This is a genomic window from Snodgrassella alvi (assembly GCF_002777855.1).
In the GTDB taxonomy this organism is placed as follows: Bacteria; Pseudomonadota; Gammaproteobacteria; order Burkholderiales; family Neisseriaceae; genus Snodgrassella; species Snodgrassella alvi_E.
Genome location: NZ_MEIK01000017.1, coordinates 44,792 through 63,595 on the forward strand (window position 1 = coordinate 44,792; position 18,804 = coordinate 63,595).

At 45.2% G+C, this 18,804-nt stretch carries 18 protein-coding genes and 3 tRNA genes; 5 read left to right on the forward strand and 16 right to left on the reverse strand.

The genetic code is table 11. From position 1 onward, the window contains the following. From BHC43_RS02810 to folD, 13 genes are all read right to left on the reverse strand, one after another. A complete protein-coding gene (locus BHC43_RS02810) occupies positions 1-918 on the reverse strand; it encodes an ABC transporter ATP-binding protein (protein ID WP_100156465.1) in 918 nt (305 codons plus the stop codon). A 49-nt stretch (positions 919-967) separates the two neighbouring features. Next, positions 968-1,165 (reverse strand): DNA gyrase inhibitor YacG, encoded by a 198-nt coding sequence (gene yacG / locus BHC43_RS02815; protein ID WP_100140841.1) that lies wholly within the window; start codon positions 1,163-1,165, stop codon positions 968-970. Further along, positions 1,165-1,917, reverse strand: a complete 753-nt coding sequence (gene zapD, locus BHC43_RS02820) for a cell division protein ZapD (protein WP_100140881.1) — start codon at positions 1,915-1,917, stop codon at positions 1,165-1,167. Before zapD ends, yacG begins: the two co-directional genes overlap by 1 nt. A 5-nt stretch (positions 1,918-1,922) precedes the next feature. Continuing rightward, positions 1,923-2,537 (reverse strand): dephospho-CoA kinase, encoded by a 615-nt coding sequence (gene coaE, locus BHC43_RS02825; protein WP_100156466.1) that lies wholly within the window; start codon positions 2,535-2,537, stop codon positions 1,923-1,925. Further along, entirely contained in the window at positions 2,534-3,385 is an 852-nt protein-coding gene (locus BHC43_RS02830; RefSeq protein ID WP_100156467.1) for a prepilin peptidase, read from the reverse strand. The genes coaE and BHC43_RS02830 overlap by 4 nt, the downstream gene beginning before the upstream one ends. 6 nt (positions 3,386-3,391) lie before the next feature. After that, positions 3,392-4,624 (reverse strand): type II secretion system F family protein, encoded by a 1,233-nt coding sequence (locus BHC43_RS02835; RefSeq protein ID WP_100156468.1) that lies wholly within the window; start codon positions 4,622-4,624, stop codon positions 3,392-3,394. A gap of 46 nt (positions 4,625-4,670) precedes the next feature. Next, positions 4,671-6,350: a type IV-A pilus assembly ATPase PilB gene (gene pilB, locus BHC43_RS02840; protein ID WP_100151388.1), complete on the reverse strand. Its 1,680-nt coding sequence runs from the start codon at positions 6,348-6,350 to the stop codon at positions 4,671-4,673. Positions 6,351-6,549: 199 nt separating this feature from the next. Further along, on the reverse strand, positions 6,550-8,247 hold the full coding sequence (recJ, locus tag BHC43_RS02845) for a single-stranded-DNA-specific exonuclease RecJ (protein WP_100156469.1): 1,698 nt from the start codon (positions 8,245-8,247) through the stop codon (positions 6,550-6,552). Continuing rightward, the gene (locus tag BHC43_RS02850; RefSeq protein ID WP_100156470.1) at positions 8,244-9,218 is read right to left on the reverse strand and encodes a hypothetical protein; all 975 of its coding nucleotides are present in this window, start codon (positions 9,216-9,218) and stop codon (positions 8,244-8,246) included. Before BHC43_RS02850 ends, recJ begins: the two co-directional genes overlap by 4 nt. Positions 9,219-9,266: 48 nt before the next feature. Further along, a complete protein-coding gene (locus BHC43_RS02855) occupies positions 9,267-11,033 on the reverse strand; it encodes a M61 family metallopeptidase (RefSeq protein WP_100156471.1) in 1,767 nt (588 codons plus the stop codon). A 221-nt stretch (positions 11,034-11,254) separates the two neighbouring features. Further along, the gene (gene gap, locus BHC43_RS02860; protein WP_100151384.1) at positions 11,255-12,283 is read right to left on the reverse strand and encodes a type I glyceraldehyde-3-phosphate dehydrogenase; all 1,029 of its coding nucleotides are present in this window, start codon (positions 12,281-12,283) and stop codon (positions 11,255-11,257) included. Between the two features lie 138 nt (positions 12,284-12,421). Further along, positions 12,422-13,000, reverse strand: a complete 579-nt coding sequence (locus tag BHC43_RS02865; RefSeq protein WP_100156472.1) for a hypothetical protein — start codon at positions 12,998-13,000, stop codon at positions 12,422-12,424. A 285-nt stretch (positions 13,001-13,285) separates the two neighbouring features. Continuing rightward, entirely contained in the window at positions 13,286-14,149 is an 864-nt protein-coding gene (gene folD / locus BHC43_RS02870; RefSeq protein ID WP_100140831.1) for a bifunctional methylenetetrahydrofolate dehydrogenase/methenyltetrahydrofolate cyclohydrolase FolD, read from the reverse strand. A 220-nt stretch (positions 14,150-14,369) separates the two neighbouring features. Here folD and BHC43_RS02875 point away from each other — a divergent pair. The 5 genes from BHC43_RS02875 (at position 14,370) to rnhB (ending at position 16,572) form a co-directional block, all read left to right on the forward strand. Further along, a tRNA-Pro gene (locus BHC43_RS02875) sits at positions 14,370-14,447 on the forward strand. A 38-nt stretch (positions 14,448-14,485) separates the two neighbouring features. Then, positions 14,486-14,562: transfer RNA gene (locus BHC43_RS02880), tRNA-Arg, on the forward strand. A gap of 19 nt (positions 14,563-14,581) precedes the next feature. Then, positions 14,582-14,657: transfer RNA gene (locus BHC43_RS02885), tRNA-His, on the forward strand. A 134-nt stretch (positions 14,658-14,791) separates the two neighbouring features. Further along, positions 14,792-15,964, forward strand: a complete 1,173-nt coding sequence (gene lpxB / locus BHC43_RS02890; protein ID WP_100156473.1) for a lipid-A-disaccharide synthase — start codon at positions 14,792-14,794, stop codon at positions 15,962-15,964. Beyond that, positions 15,961-16,572 (forward strand): ribonuclease HII, encoded by a 612-nt coding sequence (gene rnhB / locus BHC43_RS02895; RefSeq protein WP_100156474.1) that lies wholly within the window; start codon positions 15,961-15,963, stop codon positions 16,570-16,572. The genes lpxB and rnhB overlap by 4 nt, the downstream gene beginning before the upstream one ends. A 179-nt stretch (positions 16,573-16,751) precedes the next feature. Here rnhB and dksA read toward each other — a convergent pair whose 3' ends face one another. The 3 genes from dksA to proC all read right to left on the reverse strand — a co-directional run bounded on the left by dksA (position 16,752) and on the right by proC (position 18,695). Beyond that, positions 16,752-17,168 (reverse strand): RNA polymerase-binding protein DksA, encoded by a 417-nt coding sequence (dksA, locus tag BHC43_RS02900; protein WP_100140828.1) that lies wholly within the window; start codon positions 17,166-17,168, stop codon positions 16,752-16,754. A gap of 160 nt (positions 17,169-17,328) precedes the next feature. Beyond that, complete coding sequence (locus BHC43_RS02905) at positions 17,329-17,892, reverse strand: YggT family protein (protein ID WP_100156475.1); 564 nt, start codon at positions 17,890-17,892, stop codon at positions 17,329-17,331. Positions 17,893-17,900: 8 nt separating this feature from the next. Continuing rightward, complete coding sequence (gene proC / locus BHC43_RS02910; protein ID WP_100140826.1) at positions 17,901-18,695, reverse strand: pyrroline-5-carboxylate reductase; 795 nt, start codon at positions 18,693-18,695, stop codon at positions 17,901-17,903. Positions 18,696-18,804: the final 109 nt, after the last annotated feature.

Genomic DNA, 18,804 nt, shown 5'->3' on the forward strand with positions numbered 1-18,804 from the left:
TCATTTTTCATCTTTCATGTGGTCGCTGGTGAGGCGCAGGAAAACATTTTCAAGATCATTCTCTAGTATTTGTAGGTTTCTGACATTTATATTTTGGTTTTGCAGGCTTTGTAGCATAGTGGCCAATTGGCTGTAGTCTGCTAGTTTCAGAAGGTAGTTGTAGCCATCTTCCTTGATGATTTGCTGACGCAGGTTTTCTGGTAATTTTTGATCAAGTGTTAAGGCCAGTTGTTTATCGGTTTCTGCGTGCAGCAGATTCTCGGTACTATCTAATGCCACAATTTCACCATGTTTCAGCATGGCGATCCGATTACACAATGATTGTGCTTCTTCAAGATAATGTGTGGTTAGAATGATGGTATGGCCGGCTTTGTTTAGTCTGGTAATGAATTGCCACAGGTTTTGGCGTAATTCTACGTCGACGCCAGCGGTGGGCTCATCCAATACAATAACGGGTGGGCGGTGTACCAGAGCCAGTGCCACCATAACACGGCGTTTCATGCCACCGGAAAGGTTACGAGTATTGGTGTTGGCTTTATCTGCCAAGCCAAGATTGGTAATGATTTCATCGATCCATTCGTCATTTTTATGTAAGCCGAAATAACCGGATTGAAACAGCAATGCTTCGCGCACGCTGAAAAATGGATCAAAAACCAGCTCCTGAGGTACAACACCAAGAAGTTTACGGGTGGTATTGGGTTCACGTTGTACATCGTGGCCGCAAATGCTGATGTGACCGGAAGTCAGACGGCTGAGTCCTGCCATTGCAGAGATAAGGGTGGTTTTGCCGGCACCATTAGGGCCAAGGAGGCCAAAAAACTCACCTGATTGAACGCTGAAACTGACGCCTTTCAGGGCGGTAAAACCGTTGGAGTAGGTTTTGACTGCCTGATGAATGCTAAGAGCGGGGGATGTCATAGGTTGAATGAATATCTGTAAGTGTTTGGGATAATGTAATCAATATAGGTTAATGCTTTGATGGTTTGAGTTCTTCGCTCAGAGGTTGATCTTCATCTGCCGGCAAGTTATAGCTTTCACTGGCCCATGCTCCCAAATCAATCATTTTACAGCGTTCGCAACAGAACGGCCGGAAACGGTTTGCTGTAATCCAGGCGACGTTTTGACCACAAGTAGGACAAGTAACGGTGATGATTTTTTCAGTCATTATTTGATTACTGCATCGAAGCTACACATTACGAGCGTGAACGGAATGTCGGTGGTAAGTACTAATCCGCGTGCCTGTTGTTGTGATGCTTGTAAAAAGCGAATATGGGTGAAATATTTATTAGCAGAAACTTCTGGCAAGGCTGTTTCATGTTGGGCAACATTAATACCAAGCAAGTGGATATTCTGACCCAAACTGTTGTGCTGATAGCTGCCTGCATTTGCTACACACTCTACAGACAGACTATTGTGACGCAGGATTTCCAGTAGTAAGCTGATGGCTTCATAAGTTGGGAGCAGGCTTTGAATCCATTGTCGTAGCTGGCTTTCGCGTTCTTCTGGATTTTTCTGCTGCCAGTAATAATATGAGGGTAAATCATATGGGCTGGTACCGCCAGGTACAAATATTCTTTGTTTGATGGCCATCAGCCATTCATTTTCACGCAGATGTTGTCCAAATTTCTGTTGAACATTCTGTAAATTAGATATTGCTGTCTGAATGGTTTCAAGTGCATCCTTACCATCTTCACCACGTTGTCGTGCCAGACCTTTTTGACGTTCCAGCTCCTGTAGAATATCCAATTTGAGCTCAGCACGCGCGGCAGCTTCCATGATTTCAAACAGTGAAAACAATGCACAGTGATGTGCCCAGACTTCCTTGCGTACTACGACTTCATGAAAGTGCCTGAACAAGTAGGCGATACGTAAAAAATTCCGCACGCGCTCGGACAAGGGATGCTCGAAATGGATTATATCTGTCATAACGTGGATGGTGGTAAAGCCTGATAGAAGTGATGGAGCTTCAGGACTTCCTGCTCAAGTTGTGGCCAGTTGCCATCATTAGTAATTGTGTCATCAGCAATAACTTTTCTGCTCTTGCTGTCAGCCTGTTGCGCCATAATAGCACGTATTGTGGATTCGTCTAGACCACTACGAAGCTGAACTCTTTGTATACAAAGATTAACAGGAGCTTCGATGATAAGTATACGCTGCACCAGTTTTTGAAATTCGGGTTTTTCCGCCAGTAGTGGTATTTCAATAATGCCATATTGTTTGTCTGGAGAAATTTGCTGTTTGGCCTGTTGCAACCCTTGCCAGATGAGCGGATGAAGTATGTTTTCCAGTCGTTGGCGATGGGTTGAATCAGCAAATACCCAGTTACGCAGTTGGTTCCGATCCAGACTGCCGTCTGCCAGAAATAGCTGGCTGCCACATTGTTTTTTGATTTCAGGTAATGCTAAACCATGTGGTGCAGTAAGCTGATGGGCTATTTCATCGGCATTTATTACTGGTATACCTAAGCTAGCAAAACAACTGGCTACAGTGGTTTTGCCGCTACCAATTCCACCGCTTAGTCCAACCCAGATTGTCATGCATTGAATCCAGAAAGTTGCAACCACCAGTGAATGAGCTGGCTAATTTGGCTGTTGGCCATCCAAACAATCCAGCCGGAGATTGCTAGAGCCGGGCCAAAAGCCATTGGCTGACTGCGGGCAACTTTGAGTATCAAAGAGGCAATGATGCCAACAATAGCAGCTATAAATACAATTAATGGCAATGCAGCAGCACCCATCCATGCGCCTAGAGCAGCCAGCAGTTTAAAATCACCATAACCCATGCCATCTTTTCCGGTTATGAGCTTGAATAGCCAAAACAGTGACCACAAGCTCATATAGCCTGCTACTGCTCCCCATATAGCTGCAGATAAGGATACAAATTCACTATACCAATTAAACAGTAATCCCAGCCACAGTAATGGCAAAGTAATCTGATCTGGCAAGAGCTGAGTATCAGCATCGATAAATGTTAATGTTATCAACGCAGCTGTCAAAACCAGACCACCGGCGGCGACTGGTGTTACATCATAGCGCCATACTACTGCGGCAAACGCTAGTCCGGTAAGCAGTTCGACACAGAAATAGCGAGGGCTAATCGGTTTTGCACAAGCAGCACAACGACCATGTAAGAGAAGATAACTTATCAATGGTATATTTTGCCACCAGCGAATTTTATGCTGGCAATGGGGGCAGGCTGACGGGGGTACGCAAAGATTGAAACGGGCAAAATTTTCTGCCGGTAATTGCAATGCTATTCGTGCTTCAGCCTGCCAGCTGCGTTCCATCATGATCGGCAGACGATAGATGACTACGTTTAGAAAGCTGCCTACAGCTAAACCTGTTATTAATGCGATGATGGAGAAAAACAGTGTATCTGATAACATCTGATCTTAACCTACTGCATTACCGATGTTGAAGAGTGGTAAATACATAGCAACCAGAATAACACCGACGATCAAACCCAGTACTACCATGATAATGGGTTCCATCAAAGAGGATAGCTGTGAAACAGCAGTATCTACATCTTCTTCATAAAATTCGGCTGATTTATTTAACATATCATCAAGTGATCCGGACTCTTCGCCAATAGAGGCCATTTGCATCACCATATTGGGAAATAATTCAGTAGCCTGCATGGCAGAGGTGAGGGAGATACCCTGATTAACCTTGGCTCGAATTTCCTGTGTCGCTTCTTCATATTTGATATTGCCCGCTGCTCCGGCAACTGAGTCAAGTACTTCTACTAAGGGGACGCCGGCAGCAAACAAGGTTGCTGTTGTGCGCGCCCAGCGGGCAATTGTGGCTTTACGTACGATTTGGCCAAAAATGGGCATTTTCAATAACATATAATCAAAACGTTTTTTCAAATCATCTGAGTTCTGATACCATTTTATTAGTCCAATTACACCTGCTATGAGTGCAATGATAATAAATACTCCAAAGTGGACAAAGAAATTAGAAATATTCATCATGAATTGTGTAAGCCCTGGCAGAGGAACGCCCATACCTTCGTAAACTTTACCGAATGATGGTAAAACGAACATCATCATGACGATTACCAATGCAATTGCGACAACTACCACTACTACCGGATAGGTCAAAGCACTTTTAACCTTTTTCTTGATTCCCTGAGTTTTTTCTTTGTATACGGCCAGTTTATCTAATATGGCTTCCAATACACCGCCTGTTTCGCCTGCACGTACCAGATTGCAATAAAATCGATCAAAATACTTTGGATATTTGGCAAAAGAATCAGCTAATGATGTACCCTGCTCAACATCAGAACGGATTTGCATCAGCATTTGGGTCATAGCAGGGTTTGAGTGGCCTTTGGCTGCGATATCAAAAGCCTGCATCATCGGTAAACCGGATTTCATCATGGTTGATAATTGTCGAGTAAAGACAGTTATATCCGCCGGACTGATTTTTTTCTGACGCTGTTTTTTGACTTTGTTTATCTGAATTACACGAATCTGTCGTCGGTTAAGTTTGGCACGGGCTTCTGCCTCATCTTTTGCCACTACTTCGCCGCGTACAATCTGCTCAGTTTTGATGTTTTTTCCTTCAAAGCTGTAGCTGATGCCGGTAGATTTAGCTTTGGATACTGCTACTGGTTTGTTCATGGTTTTTCTCACAGTATTGTATTAATTAGATAAATGGGCGATGGATTTAATCGTTGGTGGTGGCTAGAATTTCGTCAAGCGAAGTGATGCCTTCCATAACTTTAAGCAGACCAGCATGACGCAAATCGACCAGTCCTTCTTTATGCGCCTGCTGACTGATATCGACTTCATTACCATTGTTCATGATGATTCTCTGCATTTCATCACTGATAGGCATTACTTCATAAACACCAGCGCGCCCCTTGTAACCTTTGCCTTTACAGCGCTCACAGCCTACCGGCCGATAAAATGTCCATTCTTTAGCTAGATCTTCATCAGAGAAACCGGCTTTTTTGAGTGCGAATTCTGGTGGCCGTTCGGCTGGTGCTTTGCAGGTGCATAAACGTCGAACCAGACGCTGTGCCATAATCAGATTCACTGAACTTGCGATGTTGAATGGAGCAACCCCCATATTCAGCATACGTGATAAGGTGGCAGGCGCATTATTGGTGTGCAGGGTAGAAAATACCATATGACCGGTTTGTGCTGCTTTGATGGCAATATCGGCCGTTTCTAAATCCCGGATTTCCCCCACCATGATGATGTCTGGATCCTGACGTAGGAAAGATTTTAGAGCTGCGGCAAATGTCAGTCCCTGTTTATCATTTACATTTACCTGATTGATACCGGGTAAATTAATTTCCGCAGGATCTTCTGCAGTAGAAATGTTCACACTGTCGGTATTCAGAATATTCAGGCAGGTGTAAAGGGATACAGTTTTACCGGAACCGGTTGGGCCAGTAACCAGTACCATACCATAAGGCCGGTGAATGGCTTCCAGCAGTAATTCTTTCTGAAATGGTTCGAAGCCGAGCTGTTCGATATTTAGGGTAGCGGCATCCGAATTCAGAATACGCATCACAATTTTTTCACCAAACAGGGTCGGAAGGGTACTGACACGGAAGTCAATCGGTTTGGCGCCTTTGCGGAATTGAATCTGAATTCGGCCATCCTGAGGTATACGTTTTTCTGAAATGTCCAGTTTAGCCATCACTTTAATACGGGAGGCAATCTGGTTTCTAATATTCAGTGGCATACGCACTACTTCTCGTAGCTGCCCGTCAATACGAAAACGTACTCTTGCCATTTCTTCGTAAAATTCAAAGTGAATATCTGAGGCGCCGCTGTTGAGTGCATCATTCAATACTTTGAAGACAAATCTGGCCACAGGCCCGTTTTCACCGTCCTCATCATCGGCAGACATGGCATTATTGCCTGTTGCTTCAGCATCACCAACTGTATCCATTCCTTCTAGTAGGCTGGTGGATTCCTGTCCGAGATTTTCAAGTATCTGACGCAACTGATCATCGCGTACAATAACCAAATTCAGGATGCAGCCGGCATCTGTGGCAATTTTCTGATAATGCTGAATGGAAGTGGGGTCAGATACAGCCAGAAACAGACGATTTCCACGTTTGAAAATGGGCACGCAGATATATTGCTGCATGATTTTCAGATTGATTAAGTCCTGCGGTACAAGGCTTTGGTTATATAGTTCCAGATTGAGGTAAGGAATACTGAATACCTTGGATAGGAAGCTGGCCAGTTTATCAGCATCGATGACACCAGACTGCAACAGCATCGGTATAACTGGACGTTTCTGCTCAAGCTCCTGACGCAGTTTTTCAGCTTTTTCTGCATCGATAATCTGGTGCTTATATAAAACTCGAATCAATCCTACACTCATACCAGTTAATTCCTGTCTTTATCTCTTTTTAAGTTTACACTTAGTTAATTGTGCATTTATCTGGCTGCTCTTCCTTTTAGCCTATCTGTTTGTGGCGTAATGGCCAATTACAGATACAGGAGCGCAAAAAAAGCCATGTTAATGTTTGATTGTGCTAATTATAAGTGAATTTATGTATTTAAACAGCCTCAATATCTCTTCAGGTACAATTTTCCCAGTAATCTGCATATAGCTGTAATTCAAGTTGCTGGCGCCATTCATTGGCAATAAGCCGATAAACCACGCGAATACGTTCAGGCAAAGTGACGTTGCACCGAAAAAACATGGCTTCACATTCGCAGTTGCTCTTGCGTAACACTGCCTTTACGTGACCAGTGCCAACGATTTGCTGGCTGACAACGTTGAATTCGTCGCAGAAAGAGGGAGGGGGAAAGCTTTGCCCCCACACCAACGCTGCCAGTTGCTGGGCTGTGGCTAAATTCAGATGTTGGGGTTCTAATGAACCATCGGTCTGGTATGTTTGATTCAGATCGGCTGGCTGGATAAGTTGCCGGCATACTGTTTCAAATTCACGCCGGAAAGCGGGTAATTGTGTTTCGACAATGCTTAATCCAGCAGCCATGGCATGTCCGCCGAATTTCTGAATGATTTCCGGTTGTCTTTTGCTGACCATATCTAAAGCATCACGCAAATGTAGACCAGAAATGGAACGACCAGATCCGCGCAGTATGCCGTTTTCAGCTTGTGCAAACACAATGCTCGGTCGATGAAAGGTTTCGCGCAAACGGCCGGCAACAATGCCGGTGACGCCCTGATGCCAGCTGTTGTGATAGGCGACAATACTGAAACTACTTTCGGTATTAATGTCTGCTAGCTGCAAATTGGCCTCATCTTGCATGCTGCGTTGTATTTGCCGGCGCTCTTGGTTTAAATCGTTCAGTTGTTCCGCTAAGTTTGCTGCGTTGTGTATATCATCTGATAAAAGGCAGGCTATGCCTAAACTCATATCATCCAGCCGGCCGGCAGCATTTAGCCGTGGACCAATGGCAAAGCCCAGATCGAATGCCTGAGCCTGATGTATTTTACGTTTAGCTACCTGAAATAGGGCGCGTATACCGGGTTGCATTTTATCGGCACGCATGCGCTTGAGCCCCTGTGCGACCAGAATACGGTTGTTCTGATCAAGGGGGACGACATCGGCAACGGTACCTAATGCAACTAGATCAAGCCATTGTGCCAGATTTGGTTCGGGGACTTGACTGAACTGGTTGTGCTGACGCAAATGGTGACGCAAGGCCATCAGTACGTAAAACATCACGCCGACACCGGCCAGTGCTTTGCTGGGGAATTCATCACCGGGCTGGTTAGGATTAACAATAATGCATTCAGGCAGCTGCTCGGCGGGTAAATGATGGTCGGTAATCAATACATCCATACCCAGTTGGTGTGCACGCTGTACACCATCTACACTGGCTATGCCATTGTCCACTGTTAGCAGCAAATCGGCGCCAGCCTGAGCAGCAAGCACAGCAATTTCTGCTGTCAGTCCGTATCCATGCTCAAAACGATTTGGTACAAAAAAGTCAGTTATGGCGCCCATGGCTTGTAAGCCTCGCATAGCCAGAGCACAGGCAGTAGCGCCATCGGCATCATAATCAGCCACAATCAGAATTTTTTCTTGTTGTGCGATTGCTTGCGCCAAGCGTTCACTGGCAGCATGAATATTCTTTAGACTATGAAATGGTAGCAGGGCAGAAAGGCTGGATTCCGTTTCAAGTTTATTTTTAATGGCGCGTGTGGCATACAATCTTGCCAGTAATGGTTCAACGCCCTGTGCTAGTAGGGTTTGTTCGGCATGGGTATCTACCGGGCGGGTAACAATGCAGGCGGGCTTCATAGACTTAATCCGTTAAATGGTTTGGCTTTATGCCGGAAAAAGTTTAGCCAGGGTTTACGGATTTGAAGCAGGCCGTTTTCGCAATGAATATTTAGCTGCCGGAGTTGCTTGTTTTGCAGTGCGTTTAACAAGGGTTGCCACCAGTCCTGCTCCCATTGTTGCAGTATCTGGGTATAAAGGTATACATCGCCCTGATTGACGGCGGTGCATAATGCATCATTAAACAACACAATTTTATCTTTATCTTTGCCAAACATGGTATCTGCTAATGCAGCATAATTAGCGGGTAGCTCATGTGTATTAACTGCCCAAGAGCTATTGGTATACAACGGAATTTTACTGTCTGCTGTGCCTGCGCTGTCTGGCTCAAACCATAAGCTGTTGATGGTAGGTAGGCCGCGGGCACTGCGTTGCTGATTGATCGGGTGCTGATACAGCAGCATTTGCAGTTCGGTCTGTCGTTGTAAAATTAAGAGTGCATCGGTACCAGTTGGTTTTATTTCTGAGTTAATGCTGCCACCGAGATCCAGTATCGATGGCACGCTAAATGCCATTCTTTGTGAGGAGGTCAACAGCCACAAATTGGCTTTTACTGGATGAAACTGCCAATTTTCTGCCTGTAACCATTTATTCAATACACTACAGAAAGCGCTTGCTTCTTCTATGGATAAAGAAAGAGATTTTCCATCAATATATTGCAGTTGATGCATTCCGGCTATCTGACTGATGGGTGTGGCAATCAGGCTGTTACCACTCGAATCAAGGTTATACTGCCCACATACCTGTTGTACCCACGAACCTTGCCACAGGTGCTGCCGGAAAAGCTGGCTTCTACTAGAGGTTTGTGCGGAAAATTGACCCCAATGGCGTAACTTATCCAATGCCGGTAATGGTACTACCGGCACGATAATATCCTGATGCGGCCACAGTAAACCGGGCAGGACAAGAGTCAGATGTAAATCAGCTGGCATGAAATCTAGGATATTTATAAAAATAGAATTATTGTTTCAGTCTGGCGGTTATTTTAGGGGTTGTGGCTGCAACCATTGTTGTAACAGCTGAGTATTCTCAATACTGAGTAGGGCTGTATCGGTTATTGCCGGTTGGGCCAATAAGCTGGATTGTCGCAGCAGGCCATCTCGGATAAAGTGAATCCGTACCGTTTCGCCAATATGGATACGTGCCCATTGCGTGCTAAAGTCCGTAATGATTTCATCATTGAGTGCGATGAGCTGATCACCGGCACTCAGGCCAGCATTTTCTGCACTACCCTGATTGAATACTTGTTGCAGGGTGATTCCGAGTGTTGCAGGTTTAAACCTTGCACCTAAATCGGCACAAGTCTGCTCGCTTGCTGTAGGCTCCTCTATGTAAGCGCCCCCATGCTGGAGTGGCAGAGCAGCCCAATGCAGTGATACACCAGTCTGATGTAATTTTTCAGCCATAGGTAAATCAGATGTGGTCATGATGTACTGCTGATAAACTTGTGTTAAATCAATACCGGTGGTCTCGCGCGCGATTTTGAGCCACTCATTTTCAGCCAGACCTAATCCTCGCTGCCGCCAGTCTTGATATAGTGCGCGCATCACGTCGTCTAGATTTTTCTGATGTTTGGTGTGCTGGCGAATATGATGATCCAAGCACATGGCAGCCAAAGCCCCTTTCTGGTAATAGCTGACAATGGCATTGGCGCTGTTCTCATTCTGTTTGTAGTATTTGGTCCACGCGGTAAGGCTGGATTCAGCCAGAGTTTGCTTAAGTCGTCCCGCTCCCTGCTGCACTCGTGTAATAGTTTTGGCTAGTAAATGCAGATATTGAGCTGGTGTAATGACGCCGCTGCGCACCAGAAACAAATCATCATAGTAGGAAGTGATGCCCTCGAAAGCCCATAAGAGATGGGTATAGGCTTCGGTGTTCAATTCATTATTGGCAAATGCAGCTGGAATGATGGATTTTACATTCCATGCATGGAAATATTCGTGGCTGAATAATCCCAATAAAGTAATGTAAGCTTCGCTGTTTTTGCCATTTGTCTGCGGCAGATCATGCCGGTCGGCCATCAGTGCAGATGATGATCTATGTTCCAACCCGCCGTAAATGCCATTGCCGACGTGCAATAGAAAGCTGTAACGCTCAAAAGGTGGCGGTGCGTCAAACATAGCTATTTCACAGGCGCATATTCTAGCAACATCTTGGACGAGACGTTGCTGGTCAAACTGAGAAAAATGTCCGCTAATGACAATCTCATGTTCGATGCCTGCCGCAGTGAAGGGCAGACGCAACAGATAGCCCATTTCCACCGGATAGTCTATCAATGCACGATAGTTGCCAGTCTGATAAACCCGTGGCAATGAAGCCGCGGGCATAGTGGTAGCAATATCCCAGTTTTCCGGCAGACCGCTGATAATTAACTGGCAGGCTTCCTGCTGGCGTTGATTGTGGCGTAAAAACAGGCATGCACCATCGAAGAAGCCACGCTCGGTATTTAAAAATGATCCACGTACAGAACTGTCAAAAGCATAAACCAGATAGCTGATTTCCCATTTACCCGCCAGTCCTTTACAAGACCATGTATTTTTGTTTATCTGCTCTGCTGTTGCGGGGGAGTTGTTGCAACTGGCCGTTAAAGTAACGATATGGCGGGCAAAGTCACGAATCATATAGCTACCGGGCAGCCAGTTGGGTAGGCTTAAGGTGAAATTCTGATTATCGAGCTGAGTGAAACTGAGACGAACATGCCACAAATGCTGGGTCAGTGAGTGTGGTTGCAAATGATAGTTAAGCATAATCTGTGCCTCAAGGAAGCAAAATAGAGAATCAGCGATTTGTTTGCTTGGAATTTAAAATTAATAAAAGTGTCAGGTTAAGCGACCAGATCTTAATATGACGTGGATAGTGGTACGCTAAGTTTTGTGATTTTGTTTATGCGTTAGGCTATACATAAATGTATTCAGGCTGCCTGAAAACTACATGGTTTCAGACAGCCTGCCATTATGCTGAGCGTAGCTCAGGCGAACGGTGTCACTTCCATGTTGAACATGGCGCGGGCGGTATTCAGCATCTGGCAGCTAAAGCCCCATTCATTATCGTACCATGCCAGTACTTTTACCATATTGCCGTTGGTAACTTTGGTGAGGGTACTGTCAAATACAGATGCCTGAGGTAAGTGATTGAAATCACTTGAAACCAATGGTAGGCTATTATAGCCCAGAATATGCTGCATACTGCCTTCACTGGCCGCTTTAACGATGGCATTCACTTCTTCAATGCTGGTGTCGCGAGCTGCCTCAAAAGTTAGATCTACCAGTGAAACATTAATAGTTGGTACACGCACAGAGAAGCCGTCGAATTTGCCCTGTAGTTCCGGCAGTACCAGTCCTAAAGCTTTGGCGGCACCGGTTTTGGTTGGAATCAGGTTTTCCACTGCACTACGGGCACGACGTAAATCTTTATGCCGTACATCGGTCAGAACCTGATCGTTAGTAAATGCATGAATGGTTGTCATCAAACCTTTTACCATGCCCAGTCCGTCATTAATAGCTTTGGCTACCGGAGCCAGACAGTTGGTTGTGCAGGAACCATTGGATACTACAGTCATTTCTGGTGTGAGTACCTGATGATTCACGCCGTATACTACAGTGGCATCTACATCAGAACCACCGGGAGCGGATATCAAAACTTTCTTAGCGCCACTCTGTATATGGACGCTAGCTTTTTCTTTGCTGGTAAATGCACCAGTACATTCCAGTACCAGATCAATACCTAATTCACCCCAAGGCAGTTCTGCCGGATTGCGAGTAGCGAAAAAGCGGATACGGTCGCCGTTGATAATTAAAGCATCATCATCAAATGAAACATCTGCGGTGAAACGGCCATGAACGGTATCGAATTTTGTCAGATGGGCACTGGTTTCCAATGTGCCACTGGCATTTATCGCGACAATTTCAAACTGGTTGCGCAGGTTATAGTCATAGATGGCACGCAATATCTGGCGGCCGATACGGCCATAACCATTAATGGCAACTTTTAACGTCATGCTTATTCCTTTTCAAATCAACAAAACTGATTAGGTAAATTTCAAGTTTGGAATGCAAAATTGGTTAATTCAATTATCTGATTCGCATTAAAAACACCATGTATTATTATAGCGGAACCAGCTTAATTCCTCATCTGTTCAGCGTAAGCCGTTTTCGGCAGCAGGCAGTGTGACCATTTGCTGGAAAGACTGTGCCATAGTGTTTAAATCTAACCAACCCATGCCGCTGAAAATTAATAGAATTACACTGCCGACTAGACAAGTGATGAAACAATAGACAATATAAGCCAAGGCTACTTTAAATACATTTTGCTGGCTAATGCGGACAAAACCACCTACTTGAACCACTATGGTCCAGATCATCCACGCCATTCCGGGCATGGCTAATGCGTGTGGAAAGTACAGTATAGCTACCATGGGCAGAGTTAGCGCTTCAGTGACCAGTATGTAACCATACCATTGTCCGGGCTGCCGGTTGTAGTAGCTAAGAATGGATTGCATGGAAAAACTCAGAACCGCCCAGCGCAATACAGTTAATACCATAATAAAAGCACTGATACCCAGTTGATGTCCGAGAAAGGGTGACATGTTCGCAATACTCATTAGGCCTAATGCCAAGAGTACGGCAATAAAGATAAACGGCGAATAACGGTAATGCGTTTTAGGGTAAAACTGCATACGCAGTGCAGCCCAAGTGTCGATGAAAAACTGATACATTGAATCAATATCACTTTATGTTGTTGAATAAACCATAACAGCCATTTCATTAATCGTGCCAGCATTGTCTGGATTCGCATGCTATTTGGCAGAGTTTTCCGGTTATGATGGCGTTTTTTACGCCATTTGGTTTTATTCTGTTGTTTATACGAAGATATATTGGCTAATGGACTGATTGGTAAAATGTTAATGCTAACCTGAGTTTTCAGATCAGTTTTGCAAAATTGATTGCTGTCTGTACAGGTTTGCTGTTCATTTGATTTCCGAATCAGACCTGAAGGAAATTCAGTTTAGTTGTGCATCGTGTAGTTCAGCAGCTTGCAGCGTATTTTCCATCAAAGAGGCGATTGTCATGGGGCCGACGCCACCTGGCACTGGAGTTATCATCGCTGCGCGTTCTCTAGCGTTGGCGAATGCTACGTCACCGCATAACTGGCCGTTTTCCAACCGATTTATTCCTACATCTATGACGATTGCGCCAGGTTTAATCCATTCACCTTTGACAAAATTCGGTTGGCCTACACCCACTACAACAATATCGGCTGCTGCGACTTCCTGTGCCAGATTCTGCGTCGCGCTGTGACAAACTGTAACTGTGGCTCGAGCCAACAGAAGCTCTAAAGCCTGCGGTCTGCCAACGATATTTGATGCACCTACTACTACAGCTTTTTTACCGGCTACATCAATTTGATAAGCTTCCAGTAAGGTCATTACACCTTTCGGTGTGCACGGACGCATTAGCGGCATCTTTACTGCCAGACGGCCTACATTATACGGATGGAACCCGTCGACATCTTTATGCGGCACAATCCGCTCTAGTACTAGCTGACCATTTATATGTTTTGGTAAAGGTAGCTGTACCAGAATACCATCTACACCCTTGTCGGCATTCATTTCATCAATGAGTGCCAGCAATTCTGATTCACTGGTCTGAGTAGGTAGTTCATAACTGCGTGATTCAAAGCCGATGGTTTCGCAGGCACGTTTTTTATTGCGTACATACACAGCACTGGCTGGGTCCTCGCCTACCAGTACGACCGCTAGGCAAGGACGGCGTAACTGATTATCCAGCCGCTGCTGCACACGACCCGCGAGTTTTTGCAGAATTTGTTCGGAAATTTTTTTGCCATCAATGAGTTGAGCGGTCATTAGCTAATTCCAGACAGAAAGATAAATAAAGAGGCTGTTGGCGGGCAACCAGCAGCTGAAACTCAGAAAAATGGCATTGTCGCATTTTTTAGCCTTGCTTTCATCTGCTTTTATTGATTGTGTGCAACCATAAATCGGCAATATTTCAAAAATATGGCAAAAAAATTAGGTTTACCTCTTGACGATGGTTTTTCAGAGCTGTATAGTTCGCCTCTCTCGTCGGGGTGTAGCGCAGCCTGGTTAGCGCATCTGCTTTGGGAGCAGAGGGTCGTGAGTTCGAATCCCACCACCCCGACCACATCGACTGAATCCTTATCCGGATAGATTTGAGAGTACGCGCCCGTAGCTCAACCGGATAGAGCACCGGCCTTCTAAGCCGGGGGTTACAGGTTCGATTCCTGTCGGGCGCACCAAGTTTGAAAAGTTTTAATGGTGGCTGTAGCTCAGTTGGTAGAGCCCTGGATTGTGATTCCAGTTGTCGTGGGTTCGAGCCCCATCAGCCACCCCAGATTAAAAGCCCAAGCCCTTTGCTTGGGCTTTTAGCTTTTATAGCCTTATCCTTTTACAGGCAGATATCGCCTGTTAAACTGGTAATCTTTAAAGCCTGACTCTGCGAGCTGTTTATCACTATGCTATCCCGCTATGAATAAAACTGCAACTGAACTGCCCTCGTTAACCATAGCCTTGTGTGCTGGGGAGGCGTCCGGTGACTTGCTTGGCGCCCATCTTATGAATGCCATACGTGCCCGTTATCCAAATGTGCAGTTTGTGGGTATCGGTGGGCCGCGTATGCTTGCTGCAGGTATTCGCAGTTTATATGATCAGGAAAAGCTGGCGGTACGTGGTTTTGTAGAAGTTGTAAAAAAACTTCCGGAAATTCTGGCCATTCGCCGAGGCTTAATTCATGCACTGAAAACGATTCGACCGCAGGTGTTTGTAGGAATAGATGCGCCGGATTTTAATCTGGGTGTGGCAGAAAGTTTAAAACATGCCGGTATTGCCACTGTGCATTATGTTAGCCCGTCTGTATGGGCCTGGCGGCGCAAGCGAGTAAAAAAAATCGTCAGGCAAGTTGATGAAGTGCTGTGTTTGTTTCCGATGGAGCCGGAATTATATCGACAAGCAGGCGGGCGAGCGCGTTTTGTCGGTCATCCACTGGCGCAGACATTGCCGTTGCAGGTTGATCGTCAGGCCAGACGCCAGCAATTGAAACTACCTGAGCAGGCTCCGGTATTTGTATTAATGCCGGGTAGTCGGGTGAGTGAAATTGATTTTATGGCGCCATTGTTTTTACAGGCAGCCGAAATCATCCGCCAGCGCTATCCGCAGGCTGAGTTTTTAATGCCACTGGCTACTGCGGCAACGCGGCAGCGGATGCAAACTTTACTGGCGCAGCCGGCATGGCAAAAACTGCCAGTACGTTTGATGTCTGCGCATGCGGAAATGGCATGTCAGGCTGCTGATGTGACTCTGGTAACCAGTGGTACGGCTACGCTAGAAGTAGCCTTGTGTCAGTGTCCAATGGTAATCAGTTATAAGATATCGCCATTAACCTATGCTTATGTAAAACATAAAATTAAAGTGCCTTATGTTGGGTTGCCTAATATTTTGTTGGACAGAGGCGTGGTGCCGGAGCTCTTACAGGGAAATGCTACCCCGCAGAAGCTGGCTCAGGCGGTGATCCAATGGTATGAATCGCCACAGGAAATTGAAAGCCTGCGAACAGATTTTTTGGCACTGCATCAGCAGTTGCGTTTGAACACTGACGAACTAGCTGCACAGGCTGTGCTCCAGCACGCTACGGGGCAGGTATGAGCTTCGATTTAGGTGTATTACCCGCTCATGCCGGTGTGGACGAAGCTGGACGTGGCCCTTTAGTGGGCAGTGTTTATGCTGCAGCCGTGATTCTGCCGGCAAATTATGATTTACCCGGTCTCACTGATTCCAAAAAATTATCTGAAAAAAAACGTGATGAGCTGGCGATACAGATTAAACAGCAGGCAACTGCATGGTCTGTAGCCGCAGCCGATGTCAGTGAAATTCATCAGTATAATATTCTGTTTGCCACTATGCGCGCGATGGCTCGTGCGGTGATGAATTTGCATACTGTTCCTAGCAAAGTCTGGATAGATGGCAATCGCATACCTGCTGATTTAACCTTGCCGGCAGAAGCTGTAGTAAAAGGAGATTTGAAAATAGCTGCTGTGTCGGCAGCTTCGATTCTGGCTAAAACGGCACGGGATGCAGAAATGTATGCATTGCACCAGCAATACCCTCAATATGGTTTTGACCGGCACAAGGGCTATGGTACGGCCGCACATTTGGCTGCTCTCCGGCAATTTGGGGTATTACCCCAGCATCGTCAGGATTTTGCACCGGTAAAAGCTTTACTGCTACAGGGTAAATGCTTGGTAGAAATTTAATTTTTTAAGTTTGATTTTTTGTCTGGTGATATGGGAATTACTGGTGGCAGAAAAAAGTATGAGACACTGCCTATTATTGCAATCTTGATAAGCGGAATAGTTGAAACAATATTTCTGGCGGCAAATAAAAAAACGCTTTCTATTTCAGAAAGCGTTTTTTGGTGCTTATCAATTCAGTATCAGTCCACAAACTGTTTTTTAATTCGCTCACGCCTTTCTTGTGCTTCGACAGACAGAGTTGCAGTTGGTCGAGCCAGTAAGCGTTTCAGGCCGATAGGTTCACCGGTATCTTGACAGAAGCCATAATCCCCTTCATCCAGCTGACGTAAAGAGGCTTGAATTTTGCTAAGTAGTTTGCGTTCGCGGTCACGGGTACGCAGCTCCAGAGCATATTCTTCTTCCAGTGTCGCACGGTCTGCCGGATCTGGAGTGGTAGATTGTTCCTGCAAATGACCGGCAGTATTATTGGCATTGTGAATCAGCTCATCCTGAAGTTTCAGCAGCAAATCACGGAAGAAGGCTTGATGTTCTTCATTCATGTACTCTTCTTCAGGGCCGTTCCATGCTTGGATGTCTTGTTCAGTGAGTTTAGCCATTATACAGTCTTTCTTTTGCGTAGCTCATTTAAGCAATTAGCTCAGGAATTGACAACTAGCTCTGTTTTTGAACAACATAAACCAGTTGTCAGGCTGTTAAAAAAGTTCGGGCATGATAGCATGTTTTTATAATCTATTCGTAAATTTGCATTAGACAACACTATCCACTAATCAGCCAGTATGAAATTTTATTTGCTGCTAGCGGTAACCACCAATCTAGACATAGCCATAATACAATTAGAATCACTGTCGCAGAAAAATCATATCTACCTAAGCGCAGTACAGCAAAAGGGCGGGTAAGGGGGGTGAAAATGCGCTGTAGGGTCAATAAAAGCACTGAATATGGCTTGCAGAGGCTTAAAAACATTCGTAATACCAGACCGGTGAACAACGCGTAACACATGGCTCTGAGTGAAAACAGAACACTGGAAAATAAACTGGCTGCTATGCTACGCATATCTGGCTGTGTCCAGCCGAAAGTGGTAATGAGATTAATAATGGAAGCCAGAAAATAAATAATTAGGGTAGCCACAATGCAGGCGATATCCCATCTACCTAGAGGTGGCACGATTCTGCGTAAAGGCCGTATTAGCCAATTGGTTGTTCGTACACTGAATTGCGCCAGCGGATGTAAAAAAGGCAAATTTCCCCACTGTAGCAAAAGCCGTGCCCAGCACATGATAGCTAGGGCACTGGCTAACAGAAAAATAGTTTTACTGATCACAAGTTACCTTAAGGAGCTAGTTGTTGTTGCATTTCTTCTGCACGGGCAACGCTGGCTGCCACGCCATCAGCCACAACCTGTGACAGCTGATGCTGGTCGAATACTGATGTGGCGGCAAAAGTGGTTCCCCCTTTGGAGGTAACATTTTTCTGTAACTGCACAAATTCAGTACCAGACTGTTCTGCCAGTGAAACTGCACCTTTGAATGTGCCCAGACTTAATTGATGAGCTTCTTTTGTGCTGAATCCTTGTTGTATGGCAGCCTGTTGTAAAGCATTTAGAAAATAGAATACGTATGCCGGACCACTGCCACTGATGCCAGCAATACGGTTAATGGCGCTTTCTTCGTCCAGCCAAACCACTTCTCCAGTGGTACGCATAATGTTTTCGGCCAAATTTTTATCTGCTGTATCAATATTAGATGGTGCGTACAAACCGGAAATACCTAGGCCAATCTGACAGGGTGTATTAGGCATAATGCGGATGATGCGCTGATGATTTTGAAGAAACTGACTCAATGTATTGATGGTTAATCCGGCAGCGATACTCAGCACTAAAGCACCGTTTAACTCAATACCGGCAGTTGACTGCTGCATATCCTGTGGTTTAACTGCTAGCACCAGTACGTCATCAGCATTCAGGGTAGGTAGTTTTTCACTACACCTAACCTGATAACAGCTGCTCAAATGTTGGCGTTTTTCCAGATTACGGTCAATCACTTCGATATCATAGCCGCCTTGTTTGCTCATTCCTGCAACGATGGCTGTAGCCATATTACCGCCACCCAGAAAATAAATACTCATTTCATTTCCTCTTTTTATTTATAAATATTAACAATTTGAATGCAACAATATTCCAAGCTTGAAGCGAATGAATATTGAATATGCAATTCAATATTATATTCAAGATTTC